The organism is Pseudomonas graminis, assembly GCF_900111735.1.
GTDB classification, from domain to species: Bacteria; Pseudomonadota; Gammaproteobacteria; order Pseudomonadales; family Pseudomonadaceae; genus Aquipseudomonas; species Aquipseudomonas graminis.
Window position 1 is genome coordinate 324,465 of record NZ_FOHW01000001.1, and the last position, 21,152, is coordinate 345,616.

General features: G+C 60.7%; 21 protein-coding genes and 1 pseudogene. 16 read left to right on the top strand and 6 right to left on the bottom strand.

The features are described 5' to 3' along the window. Positions 1-13: 13 nt before the first annotated feature. The 12 genes from BMY98_RS01455 to BMY98_RS01505 all read left to right on the top strand — a co-directional run bounded on the left by BMY98_RS01455 (position 14) and on the right by BMY98_RS01505 (position 11,773). A complete protein-coding gene (locus tag BMY98_RS01455) occupies positions 14-736 on the top strand; it encodes a thermostable hemolysin (RefSeq protein ID WP_083398682.1) in 723 nt (240 codons plus the stop codon). Then, on the top strand, positions 726-2,207 hold the full coding sequence (locus BMY98_RS01460; RefSeq protein ID WP_074883625.1) for an AMP-binding protein: 1,482 nt from the start codon (positions 726-728) through the stop codon (positions 2,205-2,207). The genes BMY98_RS01455 and BMY98_RS01460 overlap by 11 nt, the downstream gene beginning before the upstream one ends. Continuing rightward, positions 2,204-2,893 carry an iron-containing redox enzyme family protein gene (locus BMY98_RS01465; RefSeq protein WP_074883627.1) on the top strand — a complete coding sequence of 230 codons (690 nt, stop codon included), beginning with the start codon at positions 2,204-2,206 and terminating at the stop codon, positions 2,891-2,893. Before BMY98_RS01460 ends, BMY98_RS01465 begins: the two co-directional genes overlap by 4 nt. Further along, a complete protein-coding gene (locus tag BMY98_RS01470; protein ID WP_074883630.1) occupies positions 2,880-3,689 on the top strand; it encodes an SDR family oxidoreductase in 810 nt (269 codons plus the stop codon). Before BMY98_RS01465 ends, BMY98_RS01470 begins: the two co-directional genes overlap by 14 nt. Further along, the gene (locus BMY98_RS01475; RefSeq protein ID WP_074883633.1) at positions 3,686-4,327 is read left to right on the top strand and encodes a tetratricopeptide repeat protein; all 642 of its coding nucleotides are present in this window, start codon (positions 3,686-3,688) and stop codon (positions 4,325-4,327) included. Before BMY98_RS01470 ends, BMY98_RS01475 begins: the two co-directional genes overlap by 4 nt. Before the next feature lie 10 nt (positions 4,328-4,337). After that, complete coding sequence (locus BMY98_RS01480) at positions 4,338-5,000, top strand: response regulator (protein ID WP_074883636.1); 663 nt, start codon at positions 4,338-4,340, stop codon at positions 4,998-5,000. Then, positions 4,997-6,373 (top strand): ATP-binding protein, encoded by a 1,377-nt coding sequence (locus BMY98_RS01485; RefSeq protein WP_074883641.1) that lies wholly within the window; start codon positions 4,997-4,999, stop codon positions 6,371-6,373. The genes BMY98_RS01480 and BMY98_RS01485 overlap by 4 nt, the downstream gene beginning before the upstream one ends. A gap of 127 nt (positions 6,374-6,500) precedes the next feature. After that, entirely contained in the window at positions 6,501-7,997 is a 1,497-nt protein-coding gene (locus BMY98_RS27880) for a hypothetical protein (RefSeq protein ID WP_074883644.1), read from the top strand. Between the two features lie 74 nt (positions 7,998-8,071). Continuing rightward, complete coding sequence (locus BMY98_RS27885; protein WP_074883647.1) at positions 8,072-9,298, top strand: glycosyltransferase family protein; 1,227 nt, start codon at positions 8,072-8,074, stop codon at positions 9,296-9,298. 64 nt (positions 9,299-9,362) lie between these two features. After that, positions 9,363-10,085 (top strand): Crp/Fnr family transcriptional regulator, encoded by a 723-nt coding sequence (locus tag BMY98_RS01495; protein WP_074883650.1) that lies wholly within the window; start codon positions 9,363-9,365, stop codon positions 10,083-10,085. A gap of 188 nt (positions 10,086-10,273) precedes the next feature. After that, positions 10,274-10,972 carry a PRC-barrel domain-containing protein gene (locus tag BMY98_RS27520; RefSeq protein ID WP_083398683.1) on the top strand — a complete coding sequence of 233 codons (699 nt, stop codon included), beginning with the start codon at positions 10,274-10,276 and terminating at the stop codon, positions 10,970-10,972. A gap of 39 nt (positions 10,973-11,011) precedes the next feature. Further along, on the top strand, positions 11,012-11,773 hold the full coding sequence (locus BMY98_RS01505; RefSeq protein ID WP_074883653.1) for a YoaK family protein: 762 nt from the start codon (positions 11,012-11,014) through the stop codon (positions 11,771-11,773). 125 nt (positions 11,774-11,898) lie between these two features. Here BMY98_RS01505 and BMY98_RS01510 read toward each other — a convergent pair whose 3' ends face one another. The 3 genes from BMY98_RS01510 to BMY98_RS01520 all read right to left on the bottom strand — a co-directional run bounded on the left by BMY98_RS01510 (position 11,899) and on the right by BMY98_RS01520 (position 15,745). Further along, positions 11,899-12,936, bottom strand: coding sequence for a hypothetical protein (locus tag BMY98_RS01510; RefSeq protein ID WP_074883656.1), 1,038 nt, complete (start codon positions 12,934-12,936; stop codon positions 11,899-11,901). Then, positions 12,933-14,651: a hypothetical protein gene (locus BMY98_RS01515; RefSeq protein WP_139214418.1), complete on the bottom strand. Its 1,719-nt coding sequence runs from the start codon at positions 14,649-14,651 to the stop codon at positions 12,933-12,935. The genes BMY98_RS01510 and BMY98_RS01515 overlap by 4 nt, the downstream gene beginning before the upstream one ends. Positions 14,652-14,851: 200 nt before the next feature. Next, positions 14,852-15,745, bottom strand: a complete 894-nt coding sequence (locus tag BMY98_RS01520; RefSeq protein ID WP_083398684.1) for an SH3 domain-containing protein — start codon at positions 15,743-15,745, stop codon at positions 14,852-14,854. Positions 15,746-16,031: 286 nt separating this feature from the next. Between BMY98_RS01520 and BMY98_RS01525 the strand changes: the two genes are divergently transcribed. Genes BMY98_RS01525 through BMY98_RS01540 form a run of 4 tightly spaced genes read left to right on the top strand, consistent with a single transcriptional unit; the run spans position 16,032 to position 17,834 of the window. Continuing rightward, on the top strand, positions 16,032-16,307 hold the full coding sequence (locus tag BMY98_RS01525) for a metal/formaldehyde-sensitive transcriptional repressor (RefSeq protein WP_074883663.1): 276 nt from the start codon (positions 16,032-16,034) through the stop codon (positions 16,305-16,307). A gap of 20 nt (positions 16,308-16,327) precedes the next feature. After that, positions 16,328-17,269 (top strand): CDF family Co(II)/Ni(II) efflux transporter DmeF, encoded by a 942-nt coding sequence (dmeF, locus tag BMY98_RS01530; protein WP_074883666.1) that lies wholly within the window; start codon positions 16,328-16,330, stop codon positions 17,267-17,269. 35 nt (positions 17,270-17,304) lie between these two features. Continuing rightward, positions 17,305-17,661 carry a hypothetical protein gene (locus BMY98_RS01535; protein WP_074883670.1) on the top strand — a complete coding sequence of 119 codons (357 nt, stop codon included), beginning with the start codon at positions 17,305-17,307 and terminating at the stop codon, positions 17,659-17,661. 2 nt (positions 17,662-17,663) lie between these two features. Next, positions 17,664-17,834 carry a DUF1289 domain-containing protein gene (locus tag BMY98_RS01540; protein ID WP_074883673.1) on the top strand — a complete coding sequence of 57 codons (171 nt, stop codon included), beginning with the start codon at positions 17,664-17,666 and terminating at the stop codon, positions 17,832-17,834. Between the two features lie 13 nt (positions 17,835-17,847). On the opposite strand, the pseudogene BMY98_RS01545 reads toward BMY98_RS01540, so the two are convergent. The 3 genes and pseudogenes from BMY98_RS01545 to BMY98_RS01555 form a co-directional block, all read right to left on the bottom strand. Further along, positions 17,848-18,033: pseudogene (locus tag BMY98_RS01545) on the bottom strand (methyl-accepting chemotaxis protein); the annotation flags it as partial. Between the two features lie 242 nt (positions 18,034-18,275). Then, positions 18,276-19,856, bottom strand: a complete 1,581-nt coding sequence (locus tag BMY98_RS01550; protein ID WP_083398685.1) for a sensor domain-containing diguanylate cyclase — start codon at positions 19,854-19,856, stop codon at positions 18,276-18,278. A gap of 115 nt (positions 19,857-19,971) precedes the next feature. Next, positions 19,972-21,069 (bottom strand): oxidoreductase, encoded by a 1,098-nt coding sequence (locus BMY98_RS01555; RefSeq protein WP_074883680.1) that lies wholly within the window; start codon positions 21,067-21,069, stop codon positions 19,972-19,974. Positions 21,070-21,152 lie beyond the last annotated feature (83 nt).

Consider the following 21,152-nt stretch of genomic DNA (forward strand, 5'->3'; position numbering starts at 1 on the left):
AGGAGCCACACCCATGCAGGGTCTGGACTGGAATAACCGATTACCACCGAACTCAATGCCGTCCGGTGCGCTGCCCCTGGATTTCCTGCCTATGGGATTCGGCACTGCGCAATCACCGGCCCTCTCGCTCAATCGTGCGCTGTCTCAGGAGCCACTGCGCGACGCCTACGAGACGTTCATCCAGCAGCGCTTTCGCCAGGCGCACAACGCCGAGATCCGTAGCTTCATGCCGGAGTTGTTCGGACTCCATGACAACACCGGCACGCTGTGCGCCGTGGCCGGCGTGCGTGTCGCCACCTCCGGCGCACTGTTCCTGGAGAACTATCTGGATCAGCCTGTCGAGCAGATGATCGAAGCCAGCGCCGGCAGGCCCGTGGACCGTCAGGGCATCGTCGAAGTGGGCAACCTCGCCGCCAGCAACCTGGGCAGCGCGCGGCTGAGCATCATCACCGTGACCTGGCTGCTCGCCATGAGCGGTCTGGAATGGGTGGCGTTCACCGGCAACGCCGGGCTGGTGAACAGTTTCAATCGCCTCGGCCTGCGCCCCCTTACCCTTTGCGTTGCCGACCCTCTGCGCCTGGGCGAAGACCGGCACGCCTGGGGCAATTACTACGATTCCCAACCCAGCGTGCACGTCGGCGACATTCGCTCCGGGTTCCTGCACCTGAGCAGCAGCGGCGTGTTTGAACGCTTCGGGCTGCCCCTGACTCTGGAGGACAGCTGCCATGTCGCCTGAACTGACCAGCTTCCGCCAACGCATCGCTGATCTCGCCGCCGCGCAGCCCGATACGTGCGCACTGTGGGGCGATGACCTGAAATTGAGTTATGCCGAACTGGAGGCAGAAATCAATCTGCGCCAGGAGAGGCTCAAGGACCTCGACGCCAGGGTCGTGGCCCTCGCCCTCGACAACGGTCCGGACCTGCTGATCTGGGACCTGGCGATTCTGTTCGCCGGCCTGGCCTGTGTGACGCTGCCACCGTTTTTCAGCGCCGCGCAGCGCCTTCATTGCCTGGAGCAGAGCCAGGCCGACGTGGTCATTGCCGATGACGACTACGCCCGTGAACTCGCCACCTCGGCGTTCCGTCATGACGGGGGGTTCTGGTTGCGCGTGAACCCTCAGCCGTCGCCCCTGCCGGTGGGCACGGCGAAGCTCACCTTTACCTCGGGCACGACCGGCACGCCCAAAGGCGTCTGTCTGGACGCTGCCAGCGTGTTGACGGTGGCCATGGAGGTGCAGCGCGCCAGCCAGTCCCGCCAGCCCGCCCACCACCTTTCACTGCTGCCTCTGGCGATTCTGCTGGAAAACGTCGGCTGCTATGCCGCGCTTTACGCCGGCGCGATGCTGAGCCTGCCAAGCCAGCGAACCCTGGGCATTCAAGGGGCCAGCGGCGTGGAGTTGCCGCGTCTGCTGTCAACCTTGGCGGTGCGCCAGCCCCACAGCATGATCCTCGTCCCGCAGCTGTTGCTGTTGCTGGTCAGCGCCTGCGAAATGGGCGCTTTCAACCCGTCATCGCTGCGCTTCATCGCGGTGGGCGGCGCCAAAGTCAGCCATGAACTGTTGCTGCGCGCCGAAACCCTTGGCATTCCGGTGTACGAAGGCTACGGCCTGTCCGAGTGCGCGTCGGTCGTCTCCCTCAACCGCCCCGACGCCCATCATCCCGGCAGCGTTGGCAAACCGCTGCCCCATGTGCAGATACGCCTGGCCGAGGACGGTGAAGTCCTGATTGGCGGGTCGCGGATGCTGGGCTATCTCGGCGACGCGGAACCCACCCCGCAGTGGTGGCCGAGCGGTGATCTCGGCGCGTTTGACGCCAACGGCTACCTCTATCTTCACGGCCGCAAGAAGCATCAGTTCGTGACCAGCTACGGTCGCAACGTCAACCCTGAGTGGGTCGAGGCCGAACTGACCCAGCGCGGTCTGATCGCTCAGGCATTCGTCTACGGCGAAGCCCTGCCGCGCAACCATGCGCTGCTGTGGCCACTGCGCCCGGACGCCACCGACTCGCACCTGCACAGCGCTGTCGAGCAGGCCAATCAGGCGCTGCCGGACTACGCACGCGTCCACACCTGGACGCGTCTGGACCAGCCTTTCACCGCAGCCAATGGCATGGCCACCGCCAACGGCCGGCCCCGGCGCGACGCCATCCTGGCGAATTACCGACATCTGTTCACTGAGCCCACGCGAGCAAAGGACCTTCAATCATGAGTTTTTTCGAAACCCTGCAAGACGCCACCCGCACCGAGCGCGAGACCTTGTTCAATCTGCCTGTTATCCATCAGGCGCTGCACGGTGAGGTCTCGCTGGAGAGCTATCGCGCCTTCCTGACTCAGGCGTATTACCACGTGCGCCATACCGTGCCGTTGATGATGGCCTGTGGCGCGCGGCTGCCTTCGCGGCTGGAATGGCTGCGTGGCGCGGTGTGCGAGTACATCGAAGACGAATACGGCCACGAGCAGTGGATCCTCGACGACGTGCGCGCCTGTGGCGGCGATGCCGATGCCGTGCGCAACGGTACGCCCGGCCTGCCCATCGAGCTCATGGTCGCCTACCTCTACGATCTCATCGCCCGGGGCAATCCGGTGGGACTGTTCGGCATGGTCAACGTGCTGGAAGGCACCAGCATCGCCTTGGCGACCCATGCCGCCGGCAGCATTCAGCAGCGCCTGGCACTCCCGGCCACTGCGTTCAGTTACCTGAGCTCCCATGGCAGCCTCGATGTCGGCCACATGGAGACCTATCGCAAGCTGATGGACCGTCTTGAAGATCCGGAGGATCAGGCGGCCGTGATCAAGGCCTCGAAAGTGGTCTACGGGTTGTACACCGACATGTTTCGTCAGTTGCCCCTCGCCCAGGCTGCACCGGTGAAGGAGCACGACCATGCGTCTGTCTGAAGCGCGAGTGGTGCTGACCGGCGCCAGTGGCGGTATCGGCATGGCCATTGCCGAGGCGCTGTGCAGCCATGGCGCTGAAGTGCTCGCCGTCTGCCGCCATCAGGAGCCGCTGTTGCCGTTGCAACAGCAGTACCCGCATCTCTTGCACTGGGTAAAGGCCGATCTGACGACCGCCGAAGGTCGTCAGCATGTGCTGATGACGGCACAGGCGATGGAAGGGGTCAACCTGCTGATCAACGCCGCCGGCGTCAATCATTTCGCCATGCTGGAGCAACTGCCGGGGCACGAGATCGATTCGATGCTCGAGATCAACGTGAATGCGCCCATCCAGCTCACCGGCCTGCTGTTGCCGCTGCTGCGCCAGCCCGGCCGTGCCATGGTGGTGAACGTCGGTTCGACCTATGGTTCGATCGGTTATGCCGGCTATGCCACGTACTGCGCGAGCAAGTTTGCGCTGCGGGGGTTTTCCGAAGCGTTGCGCCGCGAGCTGGCGGATACGCGGATCGGCGTGCTGTATGTCGCCCCTCGCGCGACCCGCACCACAATGAACAGCCCCGCCGCGCGCGCCCTCAACTCTGCCCTGAAAACCGCCGAGGACGATCCGCAAACAGTCGCCGCCGCGGTTATCCGCGCCATTGTCGGCAATCAGCGCGAGCTTTATATGGGCTGGCCTGAACAATTCTTCGTCCGCCTCAACAGCCTGCTGCCCGCCGTGGTGGACCGTGGACTGCGCAAACACCTGCCCCTCATTCGCCGATTCAGCAGCGCCACTCACGAAAAGAGCACCAAGCCATGAAACGTCTACTCGTCGTACTGCTCGCCACCCTCGCCTTGCCCGTGTGGGCTCTGGATGCACCTGACCAGCAACGCCTGACCGGGATTCAGCAGGAGTGGGCGCGAATTCAATATCAGCTGCCGGAAGATCAGCGCGTCGCGGCATTCGAACAGTTGGCCGCCAAGTCCTCCGCCTTCACGCAGCAGCGTCCCGCCGTCGCCGAGGCCTGGATATGGTCGGGCATTGTCACCAGCAGTTGGGCCGGTGCTCAGGGCGGGCTCGGTGCATTGAGCAAGGTGAAAACCGCGAAGGCCGATCTTGAAAAAGCCATGACGCTGGACCCCAATGCCTTGCAAGGCTCCGCCTACGCCAGCCTGGCTGCGCTGTACGACCGCGTGCCCGGGTGGCCGATCGGTTTCGGCGATCCGGATAAGGCCCAAGGTCTGCTGGAGCAGGCGCTGAAACTCAATCCCGACGGCATCGATCCGCTGTACTTCTGGGGCGATCATCTCTACCGCCAGGGCCACTATGCTCAGGCAAAGGAAGCGCTGGACAAGGCCTTGCTCGCCGCACCTCGGCCCGGGCGTGAGGTGGCAGACAGTGGACGCCGCAAAGATATCCAGCTATTGCTGGTGGACGTAAACAAAAAACTGAAATGACGGAGCATTCATGCGTTTGCTGTTGGTGGAAGACGATGTTGCCCTCGGTGAGGGCATTCATCAGGCGTTGACTCGCGAAGGCTACACGGTGGACTGGGTGAAAGATGGCGCCAGCGCCCTCCATGCGCTGTTGAGCGAAGTGTTCGATCTGGCCATTCTCGATCTCGGATTGCCCAGGCTGGACGGCCTGGCGGTGTTGCGGCGCCTGCGTGAGAGTGGCTCGGCCCTGCCGGTGCTGATCCTGACGGCACGGGACGCCACCGAGGACCGCATCGCCGGCCTCGATGCGGGGGCCGACGATTACCTGATAAAGCCCTTCGACCTGTCCGAACTCAAGGCCCGCCTGCGGGCGTTGTTGCGGCGCAGTGCCGGGCGCGCGCGGGTCATGATCGAGCACGCGGGCATCCGCCTGGACCCGACCACCCAGCAAGTCACTTACAAAGCTGAACCCGTCGCCCTCACCCCCAAGGAATACCAGCTGTTGTACGAACTGCTCTCGCCACCGGGCCGGGTGATGACCCGCGAACGCTTGATGCAGTTGTTGTACGGCTGGAACGAAGAAGCAGAGAGCAACACCCTCGAAGTGCACATCCATCACCTGCGCAAGAAGTTTTCCAGCGAGCTGATCCGCACGGTGCGCGGCGTCGGCTACCTGGTGGAGGATCGCCCGTGACGTCGATCCGCCGCCGCACCCTGACCCTGATCCTCGGACTGGTGTTGATCGGGCTGCTGATCCTGACGCTGGTCAACCTCCATGACAGCAACCACGAAATCGCCGAAGTCTATGACGCGCAACTCGCCACCAATGCCAGGTTGCTGCAGGGCGTCATGCGCATGCCCCTGGCGCGGCAAGAGCACGCGCAGCTGTACCAGGCGTTCAATCAGGCATTGGCTCAGGCCGAACCGCGAGTCGACGGCCACCCCTACGAGAGCAAAATCGCCTTTCAGGTCTGGGACCTTCAAGGCCGGCTGCTGGTGCATACCCCCAGCGCGCCGAGCCTGACCCGTGCGCCCCAGTACACCGGCTTCAGCGACATCAATGACCTCGGCAAACATGAGTGGCGCACCTTTGTGCTCAGGGATGAGCAGCACGACTTGCTGATCTGGGTCGGCGAGCGCGACGACGTGCGCTCGGACCTGGTCAACCGCATCGTCCGTCACACCGTGATCCCCAACCTGATCGGCAGCCTGCTGCTGATGGGCGCGATCTGGCTGGCCATTGGCTGGGGACTCAAGCCGCTGGCCGATCTGGCCGCCACGCTGCGCGGTCGTCATCCGGGCTCCCTCGAACCCTTGCAACTGGCCCCGCTGCCCAGCGAGCTGGAGCCCATGCAAGCGGCCCTGAACAGACTGCTCGGACAGATTCAGGAGGTGCTGAGCCGTGAGCGGCGCTTCATCGCCGACGCCGCCCATGAAATGCGCACGCCCCTGGCGGTGCTGCGGGTGCATGCGCAAAACGTGCTGGAGGCACACGACGAGGCGCAGCGCAACGAGTCCCTGAGTTACCTCATCGTCGGCGTTGACCGCACGACGCGGCTGGTCAATCAGCTGCTGACCGTGGCGCGGATGGAACCCGGTGCAGGCCCCGTTGTGACCCGCAATGCCGATCTCGTTGCGGCCGTGCGCGACAGCCTGGTGCAAATGACGCCGTGGGTACTGAGCCGGGGGCTGGAATTGGTGTTCGACTGCGATGAGCCTTCTCTGACGGTACGAACCGACTTCGCCGCCATCGACATCGCCCTGCAAAACCTGGTGACCAATGCGGTCAACTTCTCGCCTTCAGGCGGTCAGGTGATGGTCACCCTGGGCTTGAGACACCCCTATTTCGAACTAAGCGTTGCCGACGAGGGGCCTGGCATCGACGAGGCCGAGCGGGAGCGCCTGTTCGAGCGCTTTTACAGCCGCGGCAACGATCAGGGCGTCGGGCTGGGCCTGACCATCGTGCAAACCATTGCACGGCGCCTGGGCGGGGAAATCATCATGGAGAACCGTCCCGGGAAAGGCTTGCGCGCGACACTATGTGCGCCAGCGAACAGACAGCCCTGAGAAAGCGTACTCACACTGTCGTGGTCTGAACGCTTCGTTCACCAGGGCACATCAGTGCCGGCGCTCCGCTGCGCACACTGCCCAATACGGTGCGTCCGCCGGGGTGCAAGTCATTTCAGGGAAACTAATGACGAGCACATGGACACGCACCAAACAGGCGATCTCCCGGGTCAGGCTTGCGGGTCGGGCCGGGCCCCATCCAAAGCTTGCGTTCGCCTACGAACGGCTGCTGCGCGCCGAACTCTTCAACGCCGACCAGATGGCCAGCCACGGAATTGACCTGGCCACCCGGCATCAGCTCGGTGCAGTGAACACGCGGGATTTCCTGCTGGGCAGGCTGGACGACAACGAAGCGTTGCTCAAACAAAGCTGCAGCGCGTTGACCGAAGCCCAGGCCTCCGACCGTCGCATCACCCCTGCCGCCGAGTGGCTACTCGATAATTTTTTCCTGATTGAAGATCATATCCGCACCGCAAGGTCCCACCTGCCCAAGGGTTACAGCCGTGAGTTGCCGCGCCTGAGCAACGGGCCCTCCAGCGGTTTGCCAAGGGTGTATGACATTGCCCTGGAGACGATTTCCCATGGTGATGGCCGGTTTGACGAACTGAGCCTCACGCGCTTCGTCGTCTCTTATCAGACGGTCATGCCGCTGGCGCTGGGCGAGTTGTGGGCCATCCCGATCATGCTGCGCCTGGCGTTGATCGAGAACCTGCGGCGTGTGGCCTCGCGGGTCATGGCCAACTGGGACGATCGCAACCTTGCCGATGACTGGGCAGAACGGCTCATCGAGGTGTCCGAGCATGACGTGAAAAGCGTGGTGTTGAGCGTCGCCGACATGGCGCATTCATCGCCGCCCACGACGGCTGCATTCGCCGCCGAATTCGCCCGCCGATTGCAGGGCCAAAGCGCTGCCCTGGCACTGCCGCTCAACTGGATCGAGCAGTTGCTCGCCGAAACCGGTTCGAGTATCGAGCGACAGGTGCAATTCGATGCGCAGCAGCAGTCTGCGGATCAGATGTCCATCAGCAACAGCATCGCCAGCCTGCGCCTGCTGTCAGCAACCCCCTGGCGTGAGTTCGTCGAGGGGATGAGCCATGTCGAGCAGACCCTTCAACAGGACCCCGCCGAGGTCTATCCGCGCATGGATTTCGCCACCCGCGACAGCTATCGCCATGTGATCGAACGGCTGGCCAGGCGCAGTCGACACACTGAAATGTTCGTCGCCCAGACCGTTGTGGCGCTGTCAGCGGAACATCGGGACGCGCTAGACGGAGACGATCTCGCCCGCCATATCGGCTTTTTCCTGGTCGGCCCCGGCATCGGCGTTCTCGAGCAAAAACTCGGTGCCCGTGTGCCTTTTCACGAACGCTGGAAACGCCTGCTGGAAAGCTCGCCGCTGACGTTCTACCTGGCGCCTGCGGGAGCCCTGACGATTATTTTTGCGCTGCCGCTGCTGTCTTCGGCACCGCGACGGACTGCCCGATCTCGCCCTCATCGCACTGGCAGTGCCTTGTCTGGTCATGACCAGTCGCCTGGCCTTCAGCCTCATCAACTGGCTGGTCACCTTCAGCCTGACGCCCGCCATGCTGCCGAAGATGGACTACGCCAACGGGATTCCCGATGAGGCGCGCACGCTGGTGGCCATTCCGACCCTGATCGGCTCGCATTCGGACGTCGACGAGTTGGTGGAGGGCCTGGATGGGCCACGAACGCAAACGCGGCAAGCTGACCGACCTCAACGCCTGGCTGCGTGGCGAGGGCGACAATCGTTTTACCACCATCGTGGGCGACACCTCTGTCCTGAAGGATGTGCGTTATGTGCTGACCCTTGATACGGACACGCTCCTGCCTTGCGAGGTGGCCCGCCAGTGCGTGGCCGCCATGATGCACCCGCTGAACCGCCCGGTTTTCGACGCGGACCGTGAGTGTGTCATTTCCGGGTATGCGTTGTTGCAACCCCAGGTCGGCATCAGCCTGACCAGCACCCCCCGCTCGATCTATTCGCGCCTGTTCGGCAGTGGCGGCGGCGTCGATCCTTACACCCGGGCGGTCTCGGACATTTACCAGGATTTATTCAAACAGGGCTCTTTCATCGGCAAGGGCATCTACGATGTCGACGCCTTCACCTGCGCACTGGAGGGCCGTCTGCCGGACAACCAGGTCCTCAGTCACGATTTGATCGAGGGCTGTTACGCCCGGTCAGGCTTGCTCAGCGACGTGCAGTTGTACGAGCAATACCCGTCCCGCTACAGCGTGGACGTCAAACGACGCCATCGCTGGATTCGCGGCGACTGGCAGCTGATCCACTGGATCCTGCCCTGGACCCTGAACACGCGCGGCGAACGGGCACGCAACCGCCTTGATGTCATGGCCCGCTGGAAGATTCTCGACAACCTGCGCCGCAGTCTTGAGCCGGCGGCGGTGTTGCTGATGCTGGCCTGGGGCTGGTTCGCCAGCAGTGAACCGCTGGCCTGGACCTTGGCGGTGGTCGGCTTGCTGGTCATGCAACCGCTGCTCAGGACCCTGACCGACGGGCTGCAACCACCGTTGAACGTGCCTTACCGGCAATACCTGGCCGCGCTGTGCAGGAGTCTGGGGAAAGACCTCGCGCAGATCGCTGCCAGCGTCGCATGGTTGCCGTTAGAGATGTATTACAGCGTGGGCGCCATCGCACGTTCGCTCTGGCGGATCCTGTTCAGCCGTCGCCTGTTATTGCAATGGCAACCCTCCCGCGAAGTGGAGCGCAACACGCAAAACCCGCTGCCGGGTCTCTACCGCGAGATGTGGATCGGGCCCCTGCTCGCATTGTGCGGGTTGGCCGCATTAATGAGTGACCCGCTTGCGCTGGTGGTGCGCATCCAGTGCGGCGGTTCACAGCCAGCAGCGCCAGCGGCAGTGGAATACGCGAAGGCCGCCGATGATTGACCTCCAGTGCCAGCGCCGCGCTGGAGTACCCTCTGTTCGTCGTCCTTACTACCGGAGTGCCACCATGTGCACCGCGCCGCAGCCCGTCGATAACCACCTGCTCGCTGCGCTGGCGGATGCAGAACTCTTGCGCCTGGCGCCGCACATGGAGTGGGTGGACCTGGTATTGGGTGAGGTGCTGTATGAACCCGGGGATACCTTGCGCCAGGTGTACTTCCCCACCGACTCGATCGTGTCCCTGCTGCAAGTCACCGAAAGCGGCGCCTCGGCAGAGATCGCCGTGGTCGGCAACGAGGGGCTTGTCGGCATCGCGGTGTTCATGGGGGGCGAGAGCACGTCCAGCCGCGCGGTCGTGCAGAGTGCCGGGGGCGCCTTCCGCCTGGCCGGGCCTAAACTCAAGGAGGAGTTCGATCGTCATGGCGACCTGTTGCTGCTCATGCTGCGCTACACCCAGGCCTTGATTGCGCAAATGTCGCAGACCGGCCTGTGCAATCGTCACCATTCGATCGACCAGCAGTTGTGCCGGTGGTTGCTGTTGTCACTGGATCGACTGCAAGGCAATCAGCTGACCATGACCCAGGAGTTGATGGCCAACATGCTGGGCGTTCGCAGAGAAGGCGTTACCGAGGCGGCGGGCAAGCTGCAGCGCCAGGGCGTGATCGAATACACCTGTGGCCAGATCAAGGTCCTCGATCGACCGCGGCTGGAACGGTTGAGCTGCGAATGTTACTCGGTGGTAAAGGCCGAGTCCGACCGCTTGCTGAGCTATGCCCGCCGACGGGAGTGATATCCGTTGCTGCTGCGGCGCCGAGCAGGGGACTGTTCTGAGCGCCGGGCGACGCATCGCTGTCACCGTGCGCTGACGAACAGACGCGACGTGCAGCACCGCGCAGAGTGTCCGTGGCCCTATCGAGCGGCTGGCTTGCACCCTTCCCCTGTGCCGAACACTCGAACGGCACAACAAAGGACACCCTTATGTTACGTAGCATGCGAGACCTTGAAGGTTTCACCCTCGTCGCGATCGACGGTGACATCGGTGATGTCAGCGACTTTTATTTCGACAACGAAGCCTGGGTGATCAGGTACCTGGTGGTCGAGACCGGGTCCTGGCTATTCGGCGGCCAGGTGCTGATTTCACCGTTTTCCATCGGACTGCCTGATTGGGCATCACGCCGGTTGCCCATTAACGTTGAAAAGCAGGGGGGCACGGACATTCTTGAATCCGAACATAATCGGCGCGCCATCGCAGCCGCTGAACATCGGCCGGCGGTCGAGAGTTGGGCCATCGCGGCCCCGACGCAGGAGCCAACCGACGATCAAAGCCTGCGCAGTTGCCGGGCGCTGATCGGCTGTCACATCAAAGCCACAGACGGTGACATCGGCCATGTCGATGACGTGCTGATCAACGAAGACACCTGGGCGATTCAGTACCTGGTGGTCAACACCAGCCATTGGTGGCATGGACACAAGGTGCTGATCGCGCCAGAGTGGATCGCCGAGGTGTCGTGGCCGGACAGGATCGTCGCGGTGGACCTCGAACAGGCCGCCGTCAGGAAATCCCCTCATTACGAATCCACCCAGCAGTTGAATCGCGAGCGCGAAGAGGCGCTGTATGAGCACTATGGGCGGGTTGCGTACTGGCGAATCGACGCAGTCATTGCACAGGTCGGATGACAACGACCCCAGGAAAACCTACAGCCACGGGAACGTTTGATGGCGATCAGATACATCCGCAGCCTGACCGGCAGAAGACGCACCCCGGACGCCAACCGGCAGCTGGGACTAGCCCTGGCGTTTGTGGCCGGCGCCATCAACGCCGGGGGCTTTCTGGCGGTTCAGCAGTACACGTCGCACATGACCGGCATCGTCTCTTCAATGGCCGACAACGCAGTGCTGGGTGCATACGACCTGCTGCTTCGCGGGGCCAGCGCCCTGCTGTCTTTCATGGCAGGCGCCGCCTGTTCGGCCATCATGGTCAACTACTCCCGCCGCAGACGCCTGCACAGCGCCTTCGCCCTGCCTCTGTTGTTCGAGGCGTTTTTGCTCCTGTGCTTCGGTTTTCTGGGTCCCAGGCTGGCGGCAGTGGACGGACTGGTCGTCTCCCTCACGGTCATGCTGCTGTGCTTCATCATGGGCCTGCAAAATGCCTTGATCACCAAGGTGTCCAAGGCCGAAATCAGAACGACCCACGTCACGGGCATCATCACTGATATCGGTATTGAACTCGGCAAGCTCTTCTATTGGAACGGCCCCACACCGCCCGGGCAACCACGCGTGCTGGCGAATCGGGGGCGCCTGAAACTATTGACCGCGCTGGCCTTGAGCTTTTTCGCCGGCGGTGTAGTGGGTGCGTACGGCTTTAAGCACGTGGGGTACACCGCTACCGTGCCCCTCTCCCTGGTGCTTGGCGTGCTGGCGGTCGTGCCTGCGCTGGACGATGTGCGCCGCTATGTCCGCCGTGCAGGGCGCGGGTGACTTGTCGACAGAGGTTCGGAGAGCATCGACATGCCAAGCGAAGCACCCGAACGGTTGCCAACAACTTCTACAAGCGAGTACGCACGTCGTCCTGATCAAATAAAACAGTGCCAGTCTCGCCGAACCTACAGCGAGCTCACCTCCGGATTCAACCGCTCAAGCACCTGCCTGCTATTGCCGCCGCCGAACAGACTCATCAGGTCCATGACCCGGACCGGGTCTTTGGGGTCGACGCTCAGCTGGATGCCGTCATTTTTGCCTTTGAACAGTTTAACCATCAGTTCGCAGCCATCACTGAGCATCGGGGCTTTTACCCGCATCCCGCTTTCACAGTTTTTCTGCCAGCTATCCAGGCTTTTCTCGAACCAGGCCTGGCGCTGTTTGTCCGCGCTGCCGGCAGTCGGGTCCAAAGGCGTGGCGTAGCGTTGTTCGAGCAATGCGCTACGTTTGACCATGCCCTTGTCCTTGAAACTGACGTTCAATTCGCTCAATTCAGCTCGGGCGAATGCGGCCTGCATGCCTTGTGCTGCACCGCCGAGCAATCCATAGACGGCCATTTCACCATCGCGCTGCAAGTCGGTGATCGTACGGTGAAGGTCCTTGACGTTATCCATGCGATAGCTGGCGCTGAAGGTGAACAGGTCTGGCATGTCCACAAAGGTTTCACCCGTGGCAAGAGTGGCATCGTCATCCAGGTCCAGGAACAGCATGAGGTCGAACGGTTTGAGCTCGTTGCGGCCGCTGCTTAATAACGGGCCAAAATTATTCATGCCCCTTGAACCACCGCCCATCCCTATCAGGCCGGCCATTCCGCCCAGGTCCTGCAAGCTTTGCAAAGAGCTGTTGGAAGCCTGTATGCCGCTGGCTTCGATGCGCACACGACTGCGGCTATCATTGTTGATCAGGTCGGTCACGATGACTTTATCGGCGCGCAGACCGCCCGCCTTGCCCTCTCCAAACTCGACACCTTTGATCACGACCTTGCCACCAAAGGGTGAGGAACTTACGGACGCCCAGCTGACGGTGCCATTGAGATGGTTGTCATACACGAAGTCATCCAGACGCTTCTGTGCCTGTTTGCTGGCATAGGCGCACAAGCCAAAGTAGCCCGCGGCGATTATCGCCACAGCCGCAGCGGGGATAAGCAGTTTTTTCTGGATCATTGCACATCCCCCTGAATGTTCCGGTCAGGCCAGGCCTGCTTGAATACCTGGCGCGCCGCGTCGGGCGTCCAGTTGTCGTCACCCAATTGCATGCGCATTATTTTCAGTGGATCACGCAAATCTGTGCAGCCGTCTTCGGTGCAGGCCTGGAGGTAGGTGACTGCCACGAGTGTCAACGGCAGGTCTTCGCTGTCTCGCTTGACCGGGTCCACAGTGACCTCGCCTTTGGCCAGGAACCAGCCTTTCTCAGGCTTCAGGTTGTGGCCAACAATATTCAGTTGGGATTCGTAGGGATAATCGGTTTCCCAGCGCTCATCCGTCTTGCCGACTATGTGCACGATCTGGCTGTAAGCGGCTTTGCCGCCGGCCACCAGCCGCGCATAGCTTCCCCCGGAAGTGGGCGCGTAGCTGACGTCGGACAGCAGTCGAGAGCGGATGTAGTTAGCGTCGCTGCTCTCGCTCTTCAACTGGGCAAATTGTTGAAGCTGGGTCTGGGCCTGATAGCCGGCCTGCTCAAGTTTTCTCTGCTCTTCGTACTGGCGCTGAAGGTCGGCCATGCGCTTTTCTTCGGCGGCTTGCGCTTCATGCCTGAACAGGTAGTTGTTGGCGTTTTGTGGGTTGAATTGCCAGCTTTTGGTGTTCCAGTTGCGGCTTATGTTGATCTCATAGAACCAGCTGTCGCGGTCATTCTTCAACAGGCCTTGGGGTACATCCCGAACGCCGATGAAGCTGACGTTCTGGGTTTTTGGCTGGATCTGGTCCAGGGCGCCCAAGGCGGTGAATACAGTGGTTTTAATGGTTTCAAGCTGGCGAAAAAGCTCTTGGTTTTCGGTCAGAGCCACCAACGCCGGGCTGCGAGTATCCCAATAGCCACTCCAGCTGTAAGACGCTCGCAGCAAGTAATGTATGCCGCTGGCCGGGTCGCTGGTGAGCAGCATCAGGGCGTTTTTCTGGTTATCAAATCCTACGATCGGGAGTTGCGGCGCTTGTTTGTTGAACGGGATGCCTTGATGAAAACTGCCCTCATATTCTTTCAGTTTCACGCCGTCTGCGCGCAGCAACACCACTCCCCCCTCACCGGCAGCGTAGCCGTCGGAACCGCAGCTTACACCGGTGGATTTTGCACTCACGAAGCGAGTGTCACCGTCCGGCTTGTAGGTGGTACGAAACAGGCAACCGTTCTGGTCCTTGAGCTCGAAGAAAAAGGACGCGGCCTTGATCGCATCGGCCTCGCTCGGCGGTGTCCAGCCAGATACTGCAAAAGCCGGCGACACGGGAGTGATCGTTTTGGGCGCAGGGGACTGCGCAACGGGCGCCGACTCAGGCGGTTGTGGAACTGCAGCAACGGGTGCAGGAACAGGTGGCGGGACTGGGTCTGCAGCCACAATGGGTGCAGGAGCAGGCGGTGGTACGGGATCTGCAGCCATAGCGGGGACAGGAGCAGCAGCAGGCGGCGGGGCTGGATCCGCCGCCGGTGCAGGAACAGGCGGCACAGGTGCCGGCCTTGGCTCGGAGACAGGCGCAGCGGCAACCTCGGCTACCGGCCCGGCCGGCACGTCGGCCACGACGACATGGCTGGACCATTCCTCCGCCTTGGCAGCCACCCCAGTGGCAGCCGGCTGGCCTTGGGCGTTGTAGCTTTTCCAGGTCACGGTGGCAGCACTCGGGCACTGGCTGACAAGCAGACCGCCGAGTTTGGGCAGCAGGCGCGCCACCGCCTCGTTGTCCGGTTTGCCTGCGAAGGCAAAACGCAGCGCCAGGGGATTTGTGCACCACGGCTGATTGTCGGCATGGTCCACGAATACCTCGACGTTCTCGCCCTTGGAAAAGGCCAGCCGGTAGGCAGCAGCATGGGCATTCGGACACACGGCAAGGGCCAATAGGGTCAGTGGCAACAGTTTGCTTACGCTTTTCATCAAATCAGTTCCCAAGCGCCGTCACCCGCCTGGCAGGCCTTGACGGTTTGCTTCTCGGCCTGACTGTCCTTGGCTTTCACGTCGTAGGTGATGGTGCGACAGGTGGTTTGCGCGGTCAGTTTGTCTTCCACCGGTTTGGCATCGATGGCGTCAAGGTCGACGCCTTGTTTCGCCGCGCTGGCAGTGTCGAGGTTGTCCAGGTCAGTGGCGCTGTCGCCGGAGCCTTGGGTGGCAGCACTGCTGGCAACCGACATGGGCTTGGGCGCAACGGCTTCCACCAGTGGGGCATACACGTAGCCAACGGTCACGCCACGGCGGCCAACCATGATCCAGTCATTGTGGGTGCGGCCCATGGCGGTGAACGTCGAACTCGGCGGTAACCCACCCACTTTTTCGGCGCTGCTGTCCGGGGCGCTACGCAAGTTGGCCGACTTGATGGTGCGGTAGGGTTTATTGATCACGGTCATGTCGGTGACCGGCTGGATCTTCGGCAGGCGTTTTACCGCGACCTGCCGCGACTGCGTTTCGGTACTGACCGGGGTGATCTGCGCGCTGCTGCCGCTGTGGTTGGACTGCCAGGTAGCAGCCTGGCCGTCCTGGTTTCTATTGAGTACTTGCTGGGTTTGTGCAGCGAGGGCAAGACGGTCGGTTTCATCCATCTTCGCGCCGATGGTTTTGCCTAATAAGGCGCCGGCCAGGCCACCGATCAACATCGCTGCGGTTCGCCCCCCTCCCGCGCCGATGCGGCTACCAATCAGTACGCCAGCGGCGCCGCCGAGTACGGTGCCAATGTTTTCCTTGTTAGCCCAGTCGGTACCCGACGTGGCGCAACCGGATGAAAAACCAATGCTCAAAACGAGCAACGCGGCAGTGGTCTTTTTTGCCAAACCCATCGCACAGTCCTCTGGAGTTAAGGAGAGATATGCAGGAATGAGTCAGCACGATGTAATCGTTGGTCGGCCTTCATCCCTGAAGAAGTGCGCGGATTACACACAAATTTGAAAAGAGTCACAACCGTTTTTATGGCTGACAGGCGGTTCTGGGGAATAACGGTGGCCTGCAGCTGGAGCAGGAGCCTTTACAACTGCATCAACCAACCGTTGCCCGTTGCCAGGCAACCCTTGCATAGGTATAGGGGGTACACCTATGCTGCGCTTCGTCTAGCCAGGGGCATATCCGATGGGCCATATCGCAGCAAACAAAAACGATCTTCTCAAGCGGGTCAAACGCATCGCCGGACAACTCCAGGCCGTCGAACGTGCATTGGAGTCGGATCTCGACTGCGCCAAAACGCTGCACCTTGTTGCCGCCACGCGCGGGGCCCTCAACGGCTTGATGGAGGAAATCATTGAAGACCATGCGCGCGCGCATGTTGCGGATCCTGGTCTCAGCGAAGATGAGCGCAGCAAAGGTGTCGAAGAGCTGCTTGAAGCCATTCGTCGTTATTCCAAGTGAACACATCCAGGCACTCGCTGATGAAAAGCACCCACGTTAACTACCTGCACGATCACGTGTTCCTTGGCTCGGCGCACGATGAAAATGCCAGGCGTACGCTTTGGGTAGTGGCTCTGACGGTGGTCATGATGGTGGCTGAAATCACCGCCGGGTATCTCACGGGCTCGATGGCGTTACTGGCCGATGGTTTTCACATGGCCACCCATGCCGGCGCATTGGGCATCGCGGCGGCGGCCTATGGATACGCCAAACGCAACGCATCCAGTCAGCGCTACAGTTTTGGAACAGGAAAGGTAGGAGATCTGGGCGGATTCGCGTCGGCGCTGATTCTCGGTATGGTTTCCCTGGGGATCGGCGTTGAGTCGGTGATGCGTCTCTTGCAGCCAACCGACGTTCAGTTCGGCACCGCTACGCTCATCGCGATTGCCGGGTTGATTGTCAACATCGTCAGCGCCCTGTTGCTGGGCCACGGGCACAGTCATGGACACGATCATGACCACGATCAGGACCAGGAGGGTCATGGCCATCACCATGCCCACCATGGCAACGACAACAATTTAAGATCGGCCTATGTCCACGTCATCGCAGATGCGCTGACTTCGGTGCTGGCCATCGCTGCACTGCTCGCCGGTCGCTATCTGGGCTGGGTGTGGCTGGATCCGGCCATGGGCATCGTCGGCGCCATCGTTATCGCGCGCTGGGCCTGGACCTTGATGGGCGTCACCGCAGGTGTATTGCTGGATCAGACTGACGCACACGTTGCCGAGGAAATCCGCCAACTGGTTGAAGAACCGGGGGATGCCACGATCACCGATTTGCACGTCTGGCGGGTTGGACCCCAGGCCCATGCGGCCATCGTCAGCGTGCTTGGCGCAGCTACTGCGAACGCCGACAGCATTCGTGAACGTCTGCAGCCGGTCCATGAAGTCAGGCATCTGACGGTCGAATTTCGGCCGGCCTGATGTAACGCCCCAGCCCTACTCCAAAGGAAATTGCGATGCCACCCGGCAAACGTGAACTGGCGCGAATCGAACGCCGGTTAATAGCCGCGCTGACCGAAGCGTGCGAAACAGCGAAAGGTGAAATCAAAGGCTTCACCTGGCTGACCCACATGGCTGACCTCGACGCGTTGGCTGAAACCCTGAAGGTGGTCTGGGTGTTCGAAACCCTCGCGGACAGAACGCTCGCTCAAGTTGAAGCGAAGGCGCGCATTTTCGAGCTGACGGCCACCGCGTTGAATGACGCCGGCATCGACCTGAAACTCTCCGATCGCAATGTCCGCCTCGACTCTGAGGAGGAATGCCAGCGCACTCACAGTGGCAACTGGCAAAAGCGACTGGTTAAGGGGGACTGACGATGGCCAAAGAAATCGAAAACCCCTGCATCTCTGTGTGCCAGCTCAGGGGTGATCTGTGTGTGAGTTGTGGCCGGACCAAGGACGACATCAGAAAGTGGAAACGCATGAAGCGGCCTGAAAAAATGGCGGCGGTGCAAAGGGCGAGTGTGCGTTTGAAGGCGCTGAAATAGGCGCTGCCCTTAGTCACACAACAAACCGGTTTACCAACCGGTTCAGGTTAACCGCCCGTTTTGACATTTCACCGCGAGCACTCGCCGTCTGGCTGGCTCCCGCCGCGCTCTGCGTTGCCAGCTCGCGAATACTGGCCAGATTGCGATCAACCTCGCGCGCGACATGCGACTGCTCCTCAGAGGCGGTGGCGATCAAGAGGACTGACCGCAACCGCTATGTCACCGTGCCTCATCAACGGTTCGAGAAGAACAAGGTGATTGGAATAGACAACGGCACTGTTTTTTACCGGCGTATAAAGCGAGCGCTTTTCATCACTCTCTGGAAAAGACTCACGGTTCGCCAGCGGATCGGTGAATCCCTAGCGATAGCCCGCGAGTTTTAAGGTGAATACGAGATTCCTGCTTTTCGTCAGTGGCTTATAGATTCAACACGCTATCGACTCAGGGTTGGAAACTTGAAGCATCCCGCCGGGAAGCGATCAAGTTGACAGGGAAGCTGTCATTGACTGGCAGTTGCCCCTCAACACGATTTCGGCCTTTGGTTTTAGCGCGATACAGAAGTCGGTCTGCCTCTTCCAGTGCGGCTTTATAACCCTCTTTTCCAAGCGTGTTGATCGCCACGACACCGGAGCTGATGGTGACGTTGCCCAGCGGGCTGGTGGCGTGGGCTATGCGCGCGTTTTCAATGGCCGACCTGACCTTTTCGGCAATGATTAGCGCACCCGCTAAATGTGTTTCAGGCAGCAGGATCACAAACTCTTCACCGCCATACCTTGCCGCCAAATCGCCGGCCCTGTTGATACAGGCCCCGATAATGCCTGCCACCTCGCTCAGGCAGTCGTCCCCCTGAATATGGCCGTAGCGGTCGTTGTATTGTTTGAACCAGTCGATATCCAACAAAATAATGGCGATGAATGAGTTATTGCGATTGGCACGGCCCCATTCCCGTTGCAGGGTCGCGTCGAAACAGCGGCGATTGGCCAGATGCGTCAGGCTGTCGGTCTGGGCAATGACCTCCAGCTCGGTCCTGGCGGTGTTCAGGTCGTTTTCCGCCGTGATGAGGTGCTGGATTTGCCGATACAACAGGAAGCCCAGCAAAACCAGCGCGAAGATGATCAGAGCGATCGCGGCCATTGACCGGTACGCATAGTCCCACCAAGGCGCGAACACATGCTCGCATGACACGCCAGCGGCGGCGACGATGGGTAATCCGGCCACACGCCGGTAGGCATAGATCCTTTCCACTCCATCCACGACGGACTTGATCAAAGCGTTACCGCTGTCGCTGTAAGGCAGATAAAGGGTGAAAAGATCACCTTTGGCCACATTGGTCGTCATCAGCGCGGTCAGCGTCGGTCGTCGAGCCAGTAGGTCGCCATTGCTCAGGGCAAGGAAAATAACGCCCTTTTCGTCCACGTCCATACGCTTGAAAAATGCCTGGAAATAGGCAACCGGCACCGTCGCCAACGCCACACCTGCAAATGTACCGTCGGCGGCATTGATGCGACGGCTGATAGGGATGACCATGTCCCCCGTGCTGCGACTCTCGACAATGGAGCCAATGTGGATGGACGCATCGGGATTGTCGCGGTGATAGGTGAAGTACGCGCGGTCGCCGTTGTTCAGCGGTGTGCCCTGGGACAAGGAATTGGCGACCCAGTTGCCTTGCGCGTCGTAGATGAACAGCCCCTGGATGCCATCCACGTTCACCACAGCCCGAGCCATCAGCTTTTCGAGTCGAACTTGCTGATCACCATCAACGCCATCGTGCTCTACGCGCTCGACCAGATCGCGCAGCGTGTTGTCTGCTTGTCGTATTGTGTCTTGAGCGAGCTGCTCGGCAGCAAGGACGATATTGGAAACTGAAATTTTGGCAGTAGCGATGCGTTCATTGCGCGACTGATTGATTTGCCAGGCGGTAGCCAGAATCAACGACAGACACACTAAAGCAATGAAACCAATCAGTGCTTTGGTCAGCATTGAAGGGGCAAGCCTGGTCGAGGTTAGGTACAGCGGCTTCATGGGCGCGTCATCAAATTGGCTTGTGCACGCTCTATGCAGCTATCGTACCGTTACGAGCGACTCCGAGTGGATATCCAGAAAACGTGCTCGCCAGCGCACTGGATTGTTGGTTTTGCTAAGCCAGCTCACTGTCTTTGATGTTTGCGATAGGCCCTAGCAGTGAGAAGTCAAACTCCTTCAAAGGCTGATTCATCATCAGACGGTTCGGGTAATCAGGATTAGCCAGCGCTCCTTTACCCAGCGCAACGATGTCAGCGCCATCAATGAGAACTTGCTCGGCATGCTGAGGGTTCTCCAGCCCGCCATTGGCGACGATGGCGACCCCTGGAGCATAACGACGAGCCAGGCTGACGAGGCTGGGGCCGCTCTCGCTGAAGGCAGGCTCCCACGCTTTGTGTTCTGTGACATGAATGTACTGGATACCTGCGTCTTCCAGAGATCCAAAAATGGTCTCGGCGGCGGCTTCGCCTTCAGCCCATTTGTGGGCGTAATCGTTGACCTTGCCCTGTGAGATTCGAACACCCACGGGAGCCTCCCCAACAACTGCTCTTACGGCCTTGATCACCTCCAGCGTAAGGGCAACGCGATTGCGCACGCTTGCGCCCCAGCGGTCTGTTCGCTGGTTCGTATAGTCAGTGAGGAATTGATCGAGCAGATAGCCGTTGGCGCCATGAATTTCCACACCGTCGAACCCTGCGCTTGCGACTGCCAGTCTCGCGGCATTGGCGAACCCTTCAATCGCATCGGCGATGTCTTCATCGGTCATCACCCTTGGCACGGCGTATTGGCCCTCGCCATAGTAGAACTTCATCTGCTCACCAACAGGACGTATGGCAGAAGGGCCGACGGTCTCGCTCAGGAAACGGTTTCCCTGACTCAAGGCTCCTGCGTGCATCAGTTGCGCGATGACCAGGCCTTGATGACGATGTATCCGATTGGTAACGGCTCGCCAGGCCAAGGCTTGTTCAGCATCAGTGATTCCAGGTTGAAACCGATAGCCTTGAGCGAATTTTTGGTCGGTGTAAATCCCTTCAGTGATCACCAGCCCAAAACCGCCTTTGGCGAAGCGTTCGTAGTATCGTCCCATCGCCTCCGAGGCACTGCCATGTTCAGTTGCGCTGACGCGAGTCATCGGTGCAACAGCGAGCCGGTTCTTTAACTTCAGCTCGCCGATGTCGAAAGTGTCCAGGATCTGCTTGCTGGGCGTGTTCATTTGATTAAACCTTCGTTGGCCAGAGATTCATTTCCACGGCCTTATGGTGGGTGACGATATCCCTGATCCCGTGAAGGTATAAG